The sequence below is a fragment of the Qipengyuania gaetbuli genome, from assembly GCF_020524765.1.
GTDB lineage: Bacteria > Pseudomonadota > Alphaproteobacteria > Sphingomonadales > Sphingomonadaceae > Qipengyuania > Qipengyuania gaetbuli_A.
The window spans coordinates 655185-670961 of sequence record NZ_JAIVLR010000002.1 but is presented as its reverse complement, the minus strand read 5'-3'; the positions used below and the strand labels follow the sequence as shown (position 1 = coordinate 670961).

The 15777-nt window shown below is 64.4% G+C and carries 14 protein-coding genes and 2 tRNA genes; 13 read left to right on the top strand and 3 right to left on the bottom strand.

Translation table 11 applies throughout. From position 1 onward, the window contains the following. Window positions 1–10 precede the first annotated feature (10 nt). The 7 genes from ilvC (at window position 11) to LC083_RS11730 (ending at window position 7763) form a co-directional block, all read left to right on the top strand. Complete coding sequence (ilvC, locus tag LC083_RS11760; protein ID WP_226700544.1) at window positions 11–1045, top strand: ketol-acid reductoisomerase; 1035 nt, start codon at window positions 11–13, stop codon at window positions 1043–1045. A 38-nt stretch (window positions 1046–1083) separates the two neighbouring features. Next, complete coding sequence (locus LC083_RS11755) at window positions 1084–1683, top strand: DUF6151 family protein (protein ID WP_226700543.1); 600 nt, start codon at window positions 1084–1086, stop codon at window positions 1681–1683. Between the two features lie 2 nt (window positions 1684–1685). Then, entirely contained in the window at window positions 1686–2834 is a 1149-nt protein-coding gene (locus tag LC083_RS11750) for an alpha-hydroxy acid oxidase (RefSeq protein WP_226700542.1), read from the top strand. A gap of 177 nt (window positions 2835–3011) precedes the next feature. Then, complete coding sequence (gene leuA, locus LC083_RS11745) at window positions 3012–4694, top strand: 2-isopropylmalate synthase (RefSeq protein ID WP_226700541.1); 1683 nt, start codon at window positions 3012–3014, stop codon at window positions 4692–4694. Between the two features lie 128 nt (window positions 4695–4822). Then, on the top strand, window positions 4823–5641 hold the full coding sequence (locus LC083_RS11740) for a hypothetical protein (protein WP_226700540.1): 819 nt from the start codon (window positions 4823–4825) through the stop codon (window positions 5639–5641). Window positions 5642–5664: 23 nt separating this feature from the next. Continuing rightward, window positions 5665–6714, top strand: coding sequence for an amidohydrolase family protein (locus tag LC083_RS11735; protein WP_226700539.1), 1050 nt, complete (start codon window positions 5665–5667; stop codon window positions 6712–6714). Between the two features lie 80 nt (window positions 6715–6794). Continuing rightward, complete coding sequence (locus LC083_RS11730; RefSeq protein WP_160606690.1) at window positions 6795–7763, top strand: NAD(P)H-dependent flavin oxidoreductase; 969 nt, start codon at window positions 6795–6797, stop codon at window positions 7761–7763. Here LC083_RS11730 and LC083_RS11725 read toward each other — a convergent pair. From LC083_RS11725 to LC083_RS11715, 3 genes are all read right to left on the bottom strand, one after another. Next, a complete protein-coding gene (locus LC083_RS11725) occupies window positions 7760–8284 on the bottom strand; it encodes an AHH domain-containing protein (RefSeq protein ID WP_226700538.1) in 525 nt (174 codons plus the stop codon). The two genes, LC083_RS11730 and LC083_RS11725, sit on opposite strands and share 4 nt — an antisense overlap. Before the next feature lie 17 nt (window positions 8285–8301). Then, window positions 8302–9102: a hypothetical protein gene (locus LC083_RS11720; RefSeq protein ID WP_226700537.1), complete on the bottom strand. Its 801-nt coding sequence runs from the start codon at window positions 9100–9102 to the stop codon at window positions 8302–8304. A gap of 102 nt (window positions 9103–9204) precedes the next feature. After that, window positions 9205–9690, bottom strand: a complete 486-nt coding sequence (locus tag LC083_RS11715) for a flavodoxin family protein (RefSeq protein ID WP_226700536.1) — start codon at window positions 9688–9690, stop codon at window positions 9205–9207. A gap of 85 nt (window positions 9691–9775) precedes the next feature. On the opposite strand from LC083_RS11715, the gene recJ reads away from it, so the two are divergent. From recJ to LC083_RS11685, 6 genes are all read left to right on the top strand, one after another. After that, window positions 9776–11563 (top strand): single-stranded-DNA-specific exonuclease RecJ, encoded by a 1788-nt coding sequence (recJ, locus tag LC083_RS11710; protein ID WP_226700535.1) that lies wholly within the window; start codon window positions 9776–9778, stop codon window positions 11561–11563. Between the two features lie 85 nt (window positions 11564–11648). Beyond that, window positions 11649–11723: transfer RNA gene (locus tag LC083_RS11705), tRNA-Glu, on the top strand. Window positions 11724–11769: 46 nt separating this feature from the next. After that, window positions 11770–11844: transfer RNA gene (locus LC083_RS11700), tRNA-Glu, on the top strand. Window positions 11845–11908: 64 nt separating this feature from the next. Further along, window positions 11909–13078, top strand: coding sequence for an ATP-binding protein (locus LC083_RS11695; RefSeq protein ID WP_226700534.1), 1170 nt, complete (start codon window positions 11909–11911; stop codon window positions 13076–13078). A 152-nt stretch (window positions 13079–13230) separates the two neighbouring features. Beyond that, entirely contained in the window at window positions 13231–14604 is a 1374-nt protein-coding gene (locus LC083_RS11690) for an OprO/OprP family phosphate-selective porin (RefSeq protein ID WP_226700533.1), read from the top strand. A gap of 123 nt (window positions 14605–14727) precedes the next feature. After that, entirely contained in the window at window positions 14728–15771 is a 1044-nt protein-coding gene (locus tag LC083_RS11685; RefSeq protein ID WP_226700532.1) for a substrate-binding domain-containing protein, read from the top strand. Window positions 15772–15777: the final 6 nt, after the last annotated feature.

Here is a 15777-nt window from a genome sequence, read left to right as displayed (position 1 = left end):
GAGGAATCCAATGCAAGTCTATTACGATACCGATTGCGACCAGCAGCTCATCAAGGACAAGAAGGTCGCCATCGTCGGCTATGGCAGCCAGGGCCATGCACATGCGCAGAACCTTCGCGACAGCGGGGTTGGCGAAGTCGTCATCGCGCTGCGCCAGGGCTCGACGACCGCTAAGAAGGCGGAAGGCGCAGGCTTCACGGTCAAGACTGTAGCCGAAGCTGCAGCATGGGCCGATGTCCTGATGATCCTCGCGCCCGACGAGCACCAGGCCTCGATCTATGCGAACGAGATCGCCGGCAAGATGCGTCCGGGCACGGCCCTAGCCTTTGCACACGGCCTCAACATTCACTTCGGCCTGATCGACCCGCCGGCAGACGTCGACGTCATCATGATCGCACCCAAGGGCCCCGGCCACACGGTGCGCGGCGAATATCTGAAGGGCGGCGGCGTGCCCTGCCTCATCGCGGTCCACCAGGAATCAAGCCAGTCGGGCGGCAACGGCTTCGCCAAGCAGCTCGCCCTTTCCTATGCCAGCGCGGTCGGCGGCGGCCGGTCGGGCATCATCGAGACCGATTTCAAGGAAGAGTGCGAGACCGACCTCTTCGGCGAACAGGCCGTTCTGTGCGGCGGCATCACCCACCTTATCCAGGCCGGGTTCGAAACGCTGGTCGAGGCTGGATACGCGCCCGAAATGGCCTATTTCGAGTGTCTCCACGAAACCAAGCTGATCGTCGACCTGCTCTATGAAGGCGGCATCGCCAACATGCGCTATTCGATCTCGAACACCGCCGAATACGGTGACATCAAGACCGGCCCGCGCATCATCACCGACGAGACCAAGGCCGAGATGAAGCGCGTCCTCAAGGACATCCAGTCGGGTCGCTTCGTGAAGGACTTCGTGCTCGACAACCAGGCAGGCCAGCCCGAACTCAAGGCCAGCCGCAAGGCTGCCGCAGCCCACCCGATCGAACAGACCGGCGCTCAGCTGCGCGCCATGATGCCCTGGATCGGCGCGAACAAGCTGGTCGACAAGGACAAGAACTGAGGGCTTGCGCATTACGGGATTAGGGGCAGGATAAGCCTATGCAAGACCTGCCCTTTTCCTGTTCCTGCGGCGCGATTGCCGGGACGCTGGTCGACGTCGGCCCCAAAGCCGGCGACCGCTATGTCTGCTATTGCAACGACTGCCGCGATTTTGCGCGCTATCTGGGCAAGGATGCGGAGGTGCTGGATGCAGCAGGCGGGTCTTCGGTCTACCAGACCCGCGTCGATCACCTGCGCATCGAACGCGGGCTCGATCACCTTGCCTGCGTGAACATAGCTGGCAAGCAGACCCTGCGCTGGTTCTGCCGCGATTGCCGTACGCCGCTGTTCAACACGATGGACAATGGCCGCTGGCCGTTCCTCAGCATGATCACTGCAGGCTGCGACAAGACGCAGCGCGACGCAGTGCTAGGCCCGCCGAGAGGGAGCGTCTTTGCAGAACACGCAACCGGCCCTGACGTGGTGACACCGCCCGTCACGGCATTCGCGATGATCCGCCGCGTGATCGTGCGCCTATTCGCCGACAAGTTTTCCGGCGCGAACAAACGCTATGCCCTGTTCGATCCCGTCACGAAGGCTCCGGTTGCACAGCCGCTATCGCTAACCGATGCGGAAAAAACCGCCCTGGGACGAAGCTGACCATGCGCCTGTCCGATTGCCACAATATCGAGGATTTCCGTAGGCTTGCGAAAGCGCGCCTGCCCTGGCCGGTGTTCGACTATATCGACGGGGCTGCCGACGACGAGATCACCAAGGCGCGCAACACCGCCGCCTTCGACAGCGTCGACCTGGTGCCCGACGTGCTGGCCGGCGTGGCGGACATCGACACCTCTTGCACGATCATGGGCCGCAAGAGCGCCCTGCCCCTGATGCTCAGCCCGACCGCGCTCCAGCGCGCCTTCCACCGCGACGGGGAACGCGCGGTCGCGAAGGCAGCGGAGAAATTCGGCGTGTGGTTCGGCATCTCCAGCCTCGCCACGCATTCGATCGAGGAAGTGGCTGCGCTCACCAGCGGGCCGAAGCTGTTCCAGCTCTACGTCCACAAGGACAAGGGCCTGAATGCCAGCATGATCGAACGCTGTCAGGCCTCGCGGTTCGATGCGCTGGCGCTGACGGTCGACACCATCGTTTCCGGCAAGCGGGAGCGGTGCCTGCGCTCCGGTTTCACCACGCCGCCGCGCTTTTCCGCTTCCTCGTTGTGGAGCTATGCTACACGGCCCTACTGGACGCTCAATTACGTCTTCTCGCCCAAATTCCGGCTGCCCAATCTCGACGGGCACGTGCAGGAAGGGACCGGGAAGGCGGTCAGCATCCAGGACTATTTCAACACCATGCTCGATACCGGCATGGACTGGGATACGGCCGCCAAGATCCGACAGGACTGGGGCGGCACATTCTGCCTCAAGGGCGTGATGAGCGCAGCCGACGCCCGCCGCGCGGTCGAGATCGGCGCCGATGCGATCATGATTTCCAACCATGGCGGCAGGCAGCTCGACGGCAGCCGCTCGCCCTTCGACCAGCTATCCGAAATCGTCGACGCGGTCGGCGGCGAAATCGAAATCATCTGCGATGGCGGGGTCAGGCGCGGCACCCATGTTCTGAAGAGCCTGTGCACGGGGGCCACTGCGGCCTCGGGCGGCAGGCTTTATCTCTATGCGTTGGCAGCTGCCGGACAGGAAGGCGTCGAGCGTGCACTTGTCATCCTGCGCGACGAAATCGAGCGGGGGATGCGGCTGATGGGGGTCACCTCGGTGGAACAATTGACCCGCGAACGGCTGCGCTGGCGATAATTTCCTAAACTTCGGCTTGAACTCGGGGTAATATTGGGCAATGCAGCATGACATGAACCGCATCGGACTAATTCTGCGACTTACCCGCCCTTGGGCGTGATCTAGGCGTGCCGAAAGGGTGCGCAGCGCACCCAAGGGCCGAACCGACCTTCGCAGTTACCGATACGAGTTTTCCCAATGTCCATGCTTCGCGATCCGAGCACCAAGTACAGCGCATTCCCGCAGGTCAACCTGCCCGACCGGAAATGGCCGACGCGCACCATCACCGCCCCGCCCCGCTGGCTCTCGACCGACCTTCGCGACGGGAACCAGGCGATCGTCGACCCGATGGATGCGCACAAGAAGAACCGGTTCTTCGACCTGCTGGTCGAGATCGGCGTGAAGGAGATCGAGATCGGTTTTCCTAGCGCCGGCGCGACGGAGTTCGATTTCATCGCCGGCCTCGTCCGGTCGGGACGCATCCCGCAGGACGTGCTGGTGCAGGTCCTCACGCAAAGCCGCGAAGACCTGATCCGCACCAGCTTTGCCAGCCTCGAAGGCGCGCACGCGGCCATCGTGCATCTCTACAACGCAGTCAGCCCCGCATGGCGCGAAGTCGTCTTCGGCATGACCCGCGACCAGGTTCGCGAGATCGCGGTCCACGGCGCGAAGGTGATGCGCGACGAGGCAGCCAAGCAGCCCGGCACCGACTGGCATTTCCAGTACAGCCCGGAAACCTTCTCCACCGCCGAACTCGATTTTAGCCTCGAGGTTTGCGAAGCGGTGATGGAGGTGCTGGCGCCAACGCCGGACCACCCGATCATTCTCAACCTGCCGGCCACGGTCGAGGCGGCGACGCCCAATATCTATGCCGACCAGGTCGAGTATTTCATCCGCAACCTGCCCAACCGCGACAGCGCGGTGATCAGCCTGCACACGCACAACGACCGCGGCACCGGCGTCGCTGCGGCGGAGCTGGCGCTGATGGCAGGGGCCGACCGCGTCGAGGGCTGCCTGTTCGGCAATGGCGAGCGCACGGGCAATTGCTGCCTCGTTACGATGGCGCTCAACATGTATACGCAGGGCGTCGATCCGGGGATCGACTTCTCCGACATCGACCGCGTCATCGAGACGGTCGAGTACTGCAACCAGATCCCCGTCCACCAGCGCCATCCCTATGGCGGCGAACTGGTCTACACCGCCTTTTCCGGCAGCCACCAGGACGCCATCAAGAAAGGCTTCATGGTGCTGGAAACGCAGAACGACCCGCATTGGCGCGTGCCCTACCTGCCGATCGATCCGGCCGATCTTGGCCGCAGCTACGAGGCGGTCATTCGCGTCAATTCGCAGTCCGGCAAGGGCGGCTTCGCCTGGGTGCTGGAACAGGACCAGGGCCTGAAACTGCCCAAGAAGATGCAGGCCGATTTCAGCCCCCATGTCCAGCGCATGGCTGACGAGCTGGGCCGCGAACTCAACGCTGCCGACATCTGGGAGGCTTTCCGCAAGGCCTATCACGTCAAGACCACCGACAAGCATTTCCAGTTGGTCGATTACGAGGAAAGCCGCGCCAGCGACGGCACCCGCATCTTCACGGGCCGGATCGAGGTCGGCGGGACGGCGCAAAGCGTGTCGGGCCGCGGCAACGGCCTCATTTCCAGCGTGATGGGGACGCTGCGCGATGCGTTCGGCGTCGAGCTGGAAGTGGTCGATTATTCGGAACACGCCCTGGGCGCAGGCACCGACGCCAACGCCGCAGCCTACCTCGAATGCCGGACGCCCGACGGGCTAACGATCTGGGGATGCGGGATCGACGAGGACGTCGCGACAGCCAGTGTCAGGGCAGTGCTCAGCGCTGCCAACTCGGCACGACCCGTAAAGTAGTTCGCACACAATATGCCCCGCATCGGGACTATGGCCCTTCTATACAATCTAAGCATGTATACTATGGTATGAGGCCTGCGAGTTTCTCCGATTATCAGGCCTTTATGGTCGCAATATGAGGGCAGTCATTGGTCGAGGAGCCGTTCTACGTAGTCCGGGCTGACCAGCTACCGGCGCTCTATTACCTGGACCGCGAACACCCGCGGCCCCGCCGCGTCGAATGGATCAATCGCGGCACGGATTCCAAGCTTCGCCCCTCCACCGTCGACATGCTCCTGCGCACCCTGTTTCGCGAGCCCGGTTCGCCGAGCGTCAAGAAATTGCACCAGTCCTCCGGCCTTCGCGCCGTATTCGGAAACGAAGGCGACCGGGACCGCTTCGCCCGCGCATTCGTGGAAGCGCGCCGCAACCTGCATTCCAGCACGGCGAACGTCGTCACCGCCGTGTTCGACAATGTAGATGCCGCGGAAAAGGCAGTCGAACTGCTGTGCGGCAGCGACATCTCCGAGGACGCAATCTCGCTGGCTTGGCGTACCAGCCAGTATCTCGATCCCGAATATGCCGCGGGCGAAGGTCACGGCATCGTGGACGTGGCCACTGCCATTGCGGGCGGCGGTATCGCCGGCGCCTTGCTGGGAACCGCGATCCTGTTCATCCCCGGCGTGGGCCCTGTCGCCGTGGCCGGCGCACTCACCTCCTCCGCGCTGTCGTCGGTGGCGACGGTGACGGGCATCATCGGCGCTACCGGCAGCGGCATCGCCAAGATGCTTACCGATCACGATGTCGACGGCGTATCCGCCACGCTCTACGAACAGGAAATCCGCAAGGGGAAGGTTTTCCTGTCGGTGGATTGTTTGCGCGGGAAATGCGATGCCGACATGGTCCACACTTTGCTGGACAGGGCGGGTGGTAAGACGGCAGGAATGAACCCGGGAGGGTTTTCCTGACCGGCCAAAGGGGAGAGGCTAGAATGAGCGAAGCGATAATCGAACCCGAACTTCCGATCATCGATCCGCACCATCACTTGTGGGACCTGCGCCCGCTAATGGCCGCCTTTCCCGAACCGCGGCATGATTTCATCGAGGCGATTGCCGGCGCGCCCTATTACACCTTCGACGAGCTGCTCGCCGACACGCAGAGCGGGCACAATGTCGTCGGCACCGTCTTCATGGAATGCGGCGCTTTCTATGACGCGTCGCGCGGCGATGCGATGAAGCCTGTCGGCGAGGTCGAATTCGTCAACGGCGTCGCTGCACAGGGGGCGAGCGGGCTCTACGGCGATTATCGCCCCTGCGCAGGCATCGTCGGCCATGCAGACCTGACGTTGGGCGACGGGGTCAAACCGGTCATCGAGGCGCTCATCGCTGCTGGCAATGGCCGATTCCGCGGTATCCGGCACGCTTCGGCCTGGGATTCCGATCCCGAGGTACTTGGCCCCCCTTTCCACGCACCCGAAGGGCTCTACGGCAGCGATGCCTTTCGCGCCGGATTCTCCGCATATTCGCAATTCGGCCTGACTTTCGACGCCTGGTTGCTCGAGCCACAACTCGGCGATGTCCTCGAACTTGCCCGTGCGTTTCCCGACCAGCAGATCATCCTCGACCACTGCGGCACTCCGCTCAACATCGCGAGCCACAGGGGCAAGCTGCACGAGAATTTCGACCGCTGGCGGCGTTCCATCCACGCCATCGCCGAATGCCCCAACGTGGCGGTCAAGCTGGGCGGCCTCGCCATGGCGTTTTGCGGCATGCCCGAGGACGGCCCCGCAAAGGGACATGGTTCCGAACACCTGGCCGCGCTCTGGCGCCCCTATATCGAGACCTGCATCGAAAGCTTCGGCCCCGGGCGGGCCATGTTCGAAAGCAATTACCCGGTCGACCGCTGGGGCGCGAGCTACCCGGTGCTGTGGAACGCGTTCAAGCGCCTCGCCCGCAGCCATTCCGAAGACGAGAAGCGCGCGCTGTTTGCAGGGACAGCCGCACGCATCTACGGGATCGAGCACGTCCTGCCGGCCTCCTGACGTTTACGTAACGTCACTCTCGACAAGCGCGCCTGCGCGCCATAGGCGTTCGCGCATATTCGAGAGAGGAGCCTTTCTGCATGAGCCTGCCCGCCCCCTTCGACAAGCTGCGCCTGCCGGTCATCGGATCGCCGCTCTTCATCGTCTCCGGTCCGGAGCTGGTGATCGCCCAGTGCAAGGCCGGTATCGTCGGCAGCTTCCCCGCGCTAAATGCTCGCCCGCAGAGCGAACTCGACGAATGGCTCCACCGGATTACCGAGGAACTGGCAGCCTATAACCGCGACAATCCCGACCGCCCGGCTGCGCCTTTCGCGGTCAACCAGATCGTCCACCGTTCGAACGACCGGATCGAGGCCGACATGGCGACCTGCGCGAAATGGCAGGTGCCGCTGGTCATCACCTCGCTTGGCGCGCGTGAGGAAATCTTCGACGCGGTGCGCGGCTGGGGCGGCATCACCATGCATGACGTCATCAACAACCGCTTCGCCCACAAGGCGATCGAAAAGGGTGCCGACGGCCTCATCCCGGTCGCGGCCGGCGCAGGCGGTCATGCCGGCACGCTAAGCCCGTTCGCGCTGATGCAGGAAATCCGCGAATGGTTTGACGGGCTGGTCGCCCTGTCCGGCTCGATCGCACACGGAAGGTCGATCCTCGCCGCGCAGGCGCTGGGTGCCGACTTCGCCTATATCGGATCGCCCTGGATCGCCACCGAGGAAGCCAATGCGGTCGACGGTTACAAGCAGGGTATCGTCGAAGGCAGTGCAGACGGCATCGTCTATTCGAACCTGTTTACCGGCGTGCACGGCAATTACCTGCGCTCCAGCATCGAGAATGCCGGCCTCGATCCCGACAACCTGCCTGAAAGCGATCCCTCCAAGATGAATTTCGGCAGCGGCGGCAATACCAAGGCCAAGGCGTGGAAGGATATCTGGGGTTCGGGCCAGGGCATCGGCACGGTCAAGTCGGTCGGCCCTGTCGAGGACATGGTCGCCCGCTTCGAACGCGAATATCGCGATGCGAAGGAATCGCTCGACAAGCGAACCGTCTAGGCCGCCGCGCTCCACAGCGCTTCGGCTATCGCGTCGAGATCGGAAAAGTCGAGGTCCGCGGCCACCGGGTCGCGGCGGTTGAGCAGTAGCGGGCGCGCTTCGTCGAGAAGTCTGCGCCGCAAGGCCTTCTGCAGCAATTGCAGGCGCTGCAAGGCATCCCGGGCAGCGATCTCCGCATCGAACCGGCGCTTCTCGGCCCAAGCCTCCTCCACGCAGCCGACCCGTTCGATCACCATCGCATTGTAATCGCGATGCGGCCCACGGTGCAGCGGCAAAGCTGTGCGCCGTGCCGCATGCTCGCTGGCCGGAAGCAGCAGGCCGTTGATGCGGAAATCGTCGAACCCGATCCGCTCGCGCCCGAGCGCGGCGAACATGGAGCCGAAGCAGTCGCGGTTGAGCAATTGGCGCGGCAGCAAGTGATGCCGCTGCAGAGCAGGGTCGTGACCCGGCTGCCCGCGCCGGTTGACCGCGCGGAAAAGCAGGCGGGAACGCCCGCCTGAAAATGAATTACGACCCGTCACGACCCCCCTCTTTCGTCTTACATCGGAGTTACTCTCACCGTCCCGTCCCCCCTGGGTTCGAGCATGACCATTGCCCCGTCCTCGAACCGGGCTTCCGACCTGTCCTGGAGAGGCCCTGCCCCGACCAGCTCGTGCACCAGCCGCGCGGCCATGCGGGTCGCCCCGATGCGATCCTGAGCGAGTTCGGGTGCAATGAGGATTTCCTGGCCGATGAACCAGGCGAGCCCGTCGCTAACCAGCGCACCGTCGCCGCCGACCGCGAAGCCGACCAGCCCGAGCGCGGGAAACGGGCCGCCGCCGATCCATGCATTGACCGTGCGCAGGAAGAAATCCGGTTCGATGGCGCTGCAGGACGGGCCCCAGGACACCGCCTTCACGCCCGGCAGATGTTCTGCCAGTCCCGCGCCCATATCGAGCATGCAGCGCACGATCGGGAGGCTATTGGCGGCGTCGGCAAGATGCGGACCGGGTACCAGCGCGATGGCCTCGATAGCACTGTCGCCAAGACTGGCGGGCACGTTGAAGCGATGAACGAACGGCGGAGCTGCGACGCCCGGTCCTGGGGACAACCCGAGGCAGTCGAACGTCATTCCCCACTGCAGCAGTTCGAGCCAGTCTCCGCCGCGCTTACTCTCGCGCCTTTCCGGGTCTGTGAGCTCGTCATGCAGCAGGGGGTCGTGGCTGACGGAAGCCTGCGGCATGGCCGCAAGCGCGTCGATCAGCGTCGAACGGTCGGGGCGTTGCCCGGGCTCGAACAGAAGATAGAGCCCGTCGGGGCAGCGATGTGCCTCTGCCGGCGTTCCCGATCCCCGCTGCATTGACGACGTGCCCCCTGTCCCTTCTCCTCCAAGCCCTAAGCGCCCTGAAAAATTACGTCGAGGGCGTTAAGGTAGTTTCTGTCCATTTCGGAGCAGTCTTTCCTAAAAGATGCCGCTGCCAAGTCCTTCGGCCATTGCCGTGCCAAGTTGGCCGGCGTCTTCCAGAATATCGCGGGACATGGACTTGGGGGCCATGATCTGTTCGGGAGTTTGCGCGGCAGTGTTGACGATTACCGGTTCTGCCACGCGGCGCAGGCGCCAGCCGGTGGCGATCCGGTCGATCTGGCGCTGCGCACCTTCCCCGTCGGACCCGGCGGCGATCATCGTCGCATAGGCGCGGCCTTCGATCTGCCCCAGCACCGGGTAATAGCAACGGTCGAACATCTCCTTCATCTCGCCGCTCATCGTGGCGAGGTTTTCGGGGCAGACGAACAGATAGCCGCCTGCTGCAAGGAAGTGCTCCGGCGTAACCGCATCCGCCTTCAGCATAATCGCTGCATCTCCGGCACCTTCGGCGGCAGCCCGCGCGAGCGCCTCGCTTGCGCCGGTGCGGCTGTGCCAGGCGATAAGAAGGTGTGTCGACGTCATGACACCTTCGACCTTCGCGCAGCCTTGTCGATTGTCAATGCCGCTGCGCTTGCTGCGATGGGGTCCGCCGCGATAGGAGGAGACCATGGCAACTTCGGCCCTCCCCCATGTTTTCGGCGTTTCGCAATCCCTCACCGGCAAGGCCTGGCGCTGGCGCGGCGGGAATATGGACCTCGGCCAAGGCAATTTCGCGGCCGGTGACGATATCGTGCGGCAAATCCTGCTTGCGCGCGGAGTGGCCCCGGACGATCTCGACCGGCACCTCACCCCGACCCTGCGCGATTTCCTGCCTGACCCGTCGGAGTTCAACGACATGGACGCGGCAGCGGACCGGCTCGCGCAGGGCGTGCTCGGGGGCGAGAAGATCACCGTCTACGGCGATTACGACGTGGACGGGGCGACCAGTTCGGCGCTGCTCATCCGCCTGCTGCGGGATCTTGGCGTGGAGGCGGACTATTACATCCCCGACCGCCTGCTCGAAGGCTATGGCCCCTCCGGTGAGGCGCTGGTCCAGCTTGGTGAGGCCGGGTCGAGCCTGATCGTTACTGTCGATTGCGGGGCCATGGCGCACGAGGCGCTGGCGATGGCAAGCGATGCAGGCATCGACGTGATCGTGGTCGATCACCACAAGTGCGCACCCGAGTTGCCGCGCGCGGCCGCGCTGGTGAACCCCAACCGGCTCGACGAGAACGACCTTGCCGCAGCGCACGGGCACCTAGCAGCGGTCGGCGTCGCTTTCCTGCTCGCCATCGCACTGGTCCGTACGCTGCGCGCCAGCGGCTATTTCGAGAGCCGCAAGGAGCCCGACCTCTTCTCCCTGCTCGACCTCGTCGCACTGGGCACGGTGGCCGACGTCGCCGCCTTGCACGGCCTCAATCGCGCCTTCGTCGCACAAGGCCTGAAGGTGATGGGCAAGCGGGCCAATACAGGCATGGCGGCTCTCATCGATGCGAGCCGCCTGAAGCGGGCCCCGGCCTGCTCCGACCTCGGCTTCGCACTGGGGCCGCGGATCAACGCAGGCGGCCGCGTGGGCGAATCCACGCTCGGCGTGCGCTTGCTGACGACCGAGGATCCCGATGAGGCCGCGCGTATCGCCGCCCAGCTTTCCGCGCTCAACGAGGAACGCCGCGCGATCGAGGCGGAAGTCCAGCAGGCCGCCGAGGACCAGCTGGCCGGCCAGCACAACCGCGCGGTGCACGTGCTTGCCGGCGATGGCTGGCACCCCGGCGTCATCGGCATCGTGGCCGGGCGCATCAAGGAAAAGACGGGCAAGCCCTCGCTCGTGGTGGCGCTCGACAGCGCAGCCGGCGAAGGCAAGGGATCGGGGCGCTCGATACCCGGCGTCGATCTGGGCGCAGCGATCATCCGGGCGCGCGAGGAAGGCCTGCTGGTCAAGGGTGGTGGGCACGCCATGGCGGCGGGCCTGACAGTTGCCGCCGACAGGCTCGACGCCTTTGCCGAGTGGCTCGACGCGCATCTCGAAAGCGTGGTCGCCCGCGCGAGCGAGAACCGCGAGATGCTGCTCGATATCGCGGTCGCGCCGGGCGGGCTGACGCCGGCACTGGTCGAATCGCTCGAATGCGGCGGGCCTTACGGGGTCGGCTGGCCCGGCCCGAGAATCGCGGTCGGCCCGGTCCGGCTGGTGAAATGCGATATCGTCGGCACGGATCATGTGCGCCTGGTTGCGAGCGGAGACGACGGCCGCAGCTTCAAGGGCATCGCTTTCCGGGCTGCCGACAGCGAGATGGGACAGGCCCTGCTGCACGGCTCGCGCGGGCGCCGCCTGTGGCTGGCAGGCCGGGCGAAAATTGACGATTGGGGAAGCCGCCCGCAGGCCGAATTGCACCTCGAGGACGCAGCTTTCGCTGACTGATCCGCAGCTTGCGCATTTGGAGGGTTGACGCCCCGAGCGCCCCCGCCTAAGTGCGCCGCCACGCCACCGACCCGGCAACGGGTGTGGCCCGTTCGTCTAGCGGTTAGGACGCGGCCCTTTCACGGCTGAAACACGGGTTCGATTCCCGTACGGGTCACCACGGTGGCGTTATTGCTTCTGCAATCCGCGCAAAGCGCCACTCACGTGGCCCGTTCGTCTAGCGGTTAGGACGCGGCCCTTTCACGGCTGAAACACGGGTTCGATTCCCGTACGGGTCACCATCTCCCACAGGCTTGCAGACATTGGCTCTGGCGCTGGCCAGCAGGCCTCGCTAAGCGCGCCTGCATGAGCGAGCGCTCCTTTCCCTGGTCCGCCTTCGCCCTCGCCGTGGCGACCGCCATCGCACTTCTCGTGCTGGGCGACGACCTGCTTACCGTTGCGCTCGTGCTGCTGGTCTGGGCCGGTTCGCTATGGCTCGTCGGCGCAACCCCGCCCCCTGCGGTCGAGCAGAACAGCAATGGCGCTATCTCCCGCGATTCGATGGGCGACCTGTTCGAACATTCGGAAACGCCCGTACTCCTGACCGACCGCGGACGCGTGATCGTCGCCAATCTCGCCGCACGCCGCCTGCTGGGCGCGCACGTGCTGGGTCAGGACGTCAGGATGGCGCTGCGCCAGCCGGAAGCCGTCAGCCTGCTCGATAGCGACCAGGACGGCGCAGCCATCGTGCGCGGCCTTGCGCGGCGCAACGACATCTGGCGGGTGAACCGAAAGCTGCTCGACACCAACCTCTCGGTCATCGAACTGGTCAACAAGACCGCCGAGGCCGACATCAGCCGCGCCCACACCGATTTCGTCGCCAATGCCAGCCACGAGTTGCGCACGCCGCTCGCCTCCATCCTCGGCTATGTCGAGACGCTGCGCGAGGAAGACCGTCCCGAGCCGGAAATGGCGGACAAGTTCCTCGCCACGATCCAGCGCGAAGCCAAGCGCCTGCAGGACCTCGTCAGCGACCTCATGTCGCTGTCGCGCATCGAAGCGGAAAAACACGATCTGCCTTCCAGCACCGTTGCCCTTGCCGCCGTCGCAAAACGCGCCGCGCAGGACGGGGCCGGCGCTGAACGCATGGAGCGGCTCGATTTCGAGGCACATGGGGACTTCGTCGTTCGCGGGGACGAGCAACAGCTCGAACAGCTGGTGCGCAACCTCGTCGATAATGCCATGAAGTACGGTGCGTCCGACAGCATGGTGACCGTCCGCCTATCGCCGCAGGGCGAGACCCGCGTGCTCCTGACCGTGACCGATCGCGGTGACGGCATCGCGCCCGAACATATTCCGCATCTCACGCGCCGTTTCTACCGCACCGATCCGGGTCGCAGCCGTGCCTCCGGCGGAACCGGTCTTGGCCTTGCCATTGTGAAGCACATCGTCGAGCGGCACCGCGGAAAACTCTCCATCGACAGCAAGCTGGGCGAAGGAACGCGGGTCAAGGTCTCGCTCCCGCTTGCGGACTGATCCGCGATTTTCTGTCGCATTTGCGCGCTTTTCACAGCTTTTCCACAGCCATTCCACAGGGTGCGCGAGTACGCACGGAACATGTCACATGGCTGTAATCATCGGGTCATAGAGGCGACGCCGGATCGTAACCTTGTAAAGGATTCGTCATAATGAAACCGGCATTCAGGCTCTCCGTCATCGCGGCGGCACTGAGCTGCACCATCGCCACTCCCGTCGCCGCACAGGATGCGGCTGCCCCTACTGCGGAGCAGAGCCTTGCCGAAATGCGCGCGCAGCTAGCTGCCCTGGCCGCCCGTATCGACCAGCTCGAAGGCGAACTGGCCGAAGCCAAGACCGAGACTGCAACTGCCCGCGAACAGAGCGCCGAAGCGCTCGCAGCTGCACAGGCACCTGCGGAAAAGCCTTCCACCAGTATTGCCTTCAAGGGCGCGCCCGAGATCAAGGGCGAAGGTGGCTGGAGCTTCAAGCCGCGCGGTCGCCTGCAGTATGATGCCGGCTTCGTAGGAGCTCCGGAATCGACCGGTCGCGAGACCGGTTTCGGCAACGACGTGCGCCGTGCCCGCCTCGGTGTGCAGGGTGATATCCCCGGCGGCTTCGGCTACAAGTTCGAAGTCGATTTCGCGAACAGCGATGTCGCCGTGACCGACGCGCTGATTTCCTACGGGCATGGCGATCTCGAGGTGAGTGTCGGCCAGTTCAACAACTTCCAGTCGCTGGAAGAGCTGACCAGCAGCCTGCACACGAGCTTCATCGAGCGTGCGGCCTATACCGATGCGTTCAACTTCATCCGCCGTGTCGGCGTCGGTGTCAAATATGCTCCGGGGGATCTGCTCATCCAGGGCGGCGTGTTCAGCGACAACATGGACGACCTGCCGACCAATAGCTGGAGCGTCGATGGCCGTGTCGTGTACATGCCCAAGCTCGGCAGCGCCCAGCTGCACCTCGGCGGTTCGCTGCACTATCGCCAGTACGAAGATGGCAGCACCACGCGTTACCGCCAGCGCCCGCTGGTTGCGTTCACGTCCGAACGTTTCATCAACACCGGCAATTTCGGTATCGAAAGCGAAACGTCGTACGGCCTCGAGGGCGCAGTCGTTTCGGGCCCGTTCCATGCCGCCATCGAAGGTTACTGGGTCGACACGGCCACGCCCGGCGGGATCGACGATGCGACCTTCTTCGGCGGCTATGCCGAAGTCGGCTATTTCCTGACCAAGGGTGACACGCGCGGTTACAAGGGCGGCACCTTCGATCGCACCAAACCGGCCAACCCGGTCGGCAAGGGCGGCATGGGTTCGCTCCAGGTAAACCTGCGCTACGACCGGCTCGACCTGTCCGACCAGTCGATCTTCGGCGGCACGCAGGACGGCTATTTCCTCTCGCTCGCCTGGAAGCCGACCGACTACACCATGCTGCTCGCGAATTACGGCAAGCTCGACTACTCGGGTGCCATCTACCCGACCGCGACGGGCGACCGTGACTATGCGGTCGACGTGGTCGGTGTGCGCGCACAGGTCGATTTCTGATCCAGATACCGCTAGGGGCTGCCACAACGATTCGGCACCCCCTAGCGGAAGTCACACTTTTGTCGTCAGCATGTAACAAATCCGCGCTCTTGCGCGGCTAGTTGGACAACATAGGGGTTCCCAATGACCAAAACTTTCAAATTCGCTCTCGCCGCCGCTTCGGCCCTGGCCCTGACCGCTTGCGGTGACAATTCGGGTGGCGGTGCGACCCGCGACCAGATCAAGGCCGTCGGCTCGTCGACCGTCTTCCCGTTCGCCAAGGCCGTTTCCGAAGCTTTCGCCCGCGACACGCAGTTCGCCTCGCCGATCATCGAATCGACCGGTACCGGCGGCGGCATGAAGCTGTTCTGCGCCGGCGTCGGCGCCCAGACGCCCGACATCGCGCACGCCTCGCGCCGCATGAAGGCCGGTGAATTCGCCGACTGCCAGGCCAATGGCGTGACCGACATCATCGAAGTGCAGGTCGGCCTCGACGGCATCGCCCTCGCCTCGTCGAAGGGCGGCATCATGATGAACCTGACGCCGAAGATGGTCTACGAAGCGCTCGCCGCCTCGCCCTACGGCAAGGAACAGACCGCCAAGAACTGGTCGGACATCGATCCCTCGCTGCCGAACCAGCCGATCCTCGTCTACGGTCCGCCGAGCACCTCAGGCACGCGCGACGCGCTCAAGGAACTGATCCTCGAAGCGGGCTGCAAAACCGACGCTGCAACCGCAGCGCTCAAGGAAACCGACGAAGACCGTTACGACCAGGTCTGCACCGAAGTCCGCAGCGACGGCGCCTATGTCGACCAGGGCGAGCAGGACAATCTCATCGTCCAGAAGATCGAAGGCAATCCGAACGCAGTGGGTATCTTCGGCTACTCCTACCTTGAAGAGAACCTCGACAAGGTGCAGGGCCTGCCCATGAACGGCGTCGACCCGACCTACGAGAACATCGCCAGCTTCGCCTATCCGGGCGCGCGCCCCCTCTTCATGTACGTGAAGAAGGCGCACCTCGACGCGATCCCGGGCCTGAAGGAATTCCTCACCCAGTGGTCGACCATGTGGGCCAGGGACGGCGCGCTCGCCAAGATCGGTCTCGTCTCCAATCCCGATGATGCGATGGCCAAGGCCACCGCAGCCGTCACCGAATACACCACGCTCGACGGTTCCGAGCTGAAGTAAGGGTAT

Excerpts from the sequence above, each read along its gene's own strand:
- ilvC (WP_226700544.1), top strand. The coding sequence starts at position 11 with ATGCAAGTCTATTACGATACCGATTGCGACCAGCAGCTCATCAAGGAC.
- LC083_RS11755 (WP_226700543.1), top strand. The coding sequence starts at position 1,084 with ATGCAAGACCTGCCCTTTTCCTGTTCCTGCGGCGCGATTGCCGGGACG.
- LC083_RS11750 (WP_226700542.1), top strand. The coding sequence starts at position 1,686 with ATGCGCCTGTCCGATTGCCACAATATCGAGGATTTCCGTAGGCTTGCG.
- leuA (WP_226700541.1), top strand. The coding sequence starts at position 3,012 with ATGTCCATGCTTCGCGATCCGAGCACCAAGTACAGCGCATTCCCGCAG.
- LC083_RS11735 (WP_226700539.1), top strand. The coding sequence starts at position 5,665 with ATGAGCGAAGCGATAATCGAACCCGAACTTCCGATCATCGATCCGCAC.
- LC083_RS11730 (WP_160606690.1), top strand. The coding sequence starts at position 6,795 with ATGAGCCTGCCCGCCCCCTTCGACAAGCTGCGCCTGCCGGTCATCGGA.
- LC083_RS11720 (WP_226700537.1), bottom strand. The coding sequence starts at position 9,102 with ATGCAGCGGGGATCGGGAACGCCGGCAGAGGCACATCGCTGCCCCGAC.
- LC083_RS11715 (WP_226700536.1), bottom strand. The coding sequence starts at position 9,690 with ATGACGTCGACACACCTTCTTATCGCCTGGCACAGCCGCACCGGCGCA.
- recJ (WP_226700535.1), top strand. The coding sequence starts at position 9,776 with ATGGCAACTTCGGCCCTCCCCCATGTTTTCGGCGTTTCGCAATCCCTC.
- LC083_RS11695 (WP_226700534.1), top strand. The coding sequence starts at position 11,909 with ATGAGCGAGCGCTCCTTTCCCTGGTCCGCCTTCGCCCTCGCCGTGGCG.
- LC083_RS11690 (WP_226700533.1), top strand. The coding sequence starts at position 13,231 with ATGAAACCGGCATTCAGGCTCTCCGTCATCGCGGCGGCACTGAGCTGC.
- LC083_RS11685 (WP_226700532.1), top strand. The coding sequence starts at position 14,728 with ATGACCAAAACTTTCAAATTCGCTCTCGCCGCCGCTTCGGCCCTGGCC.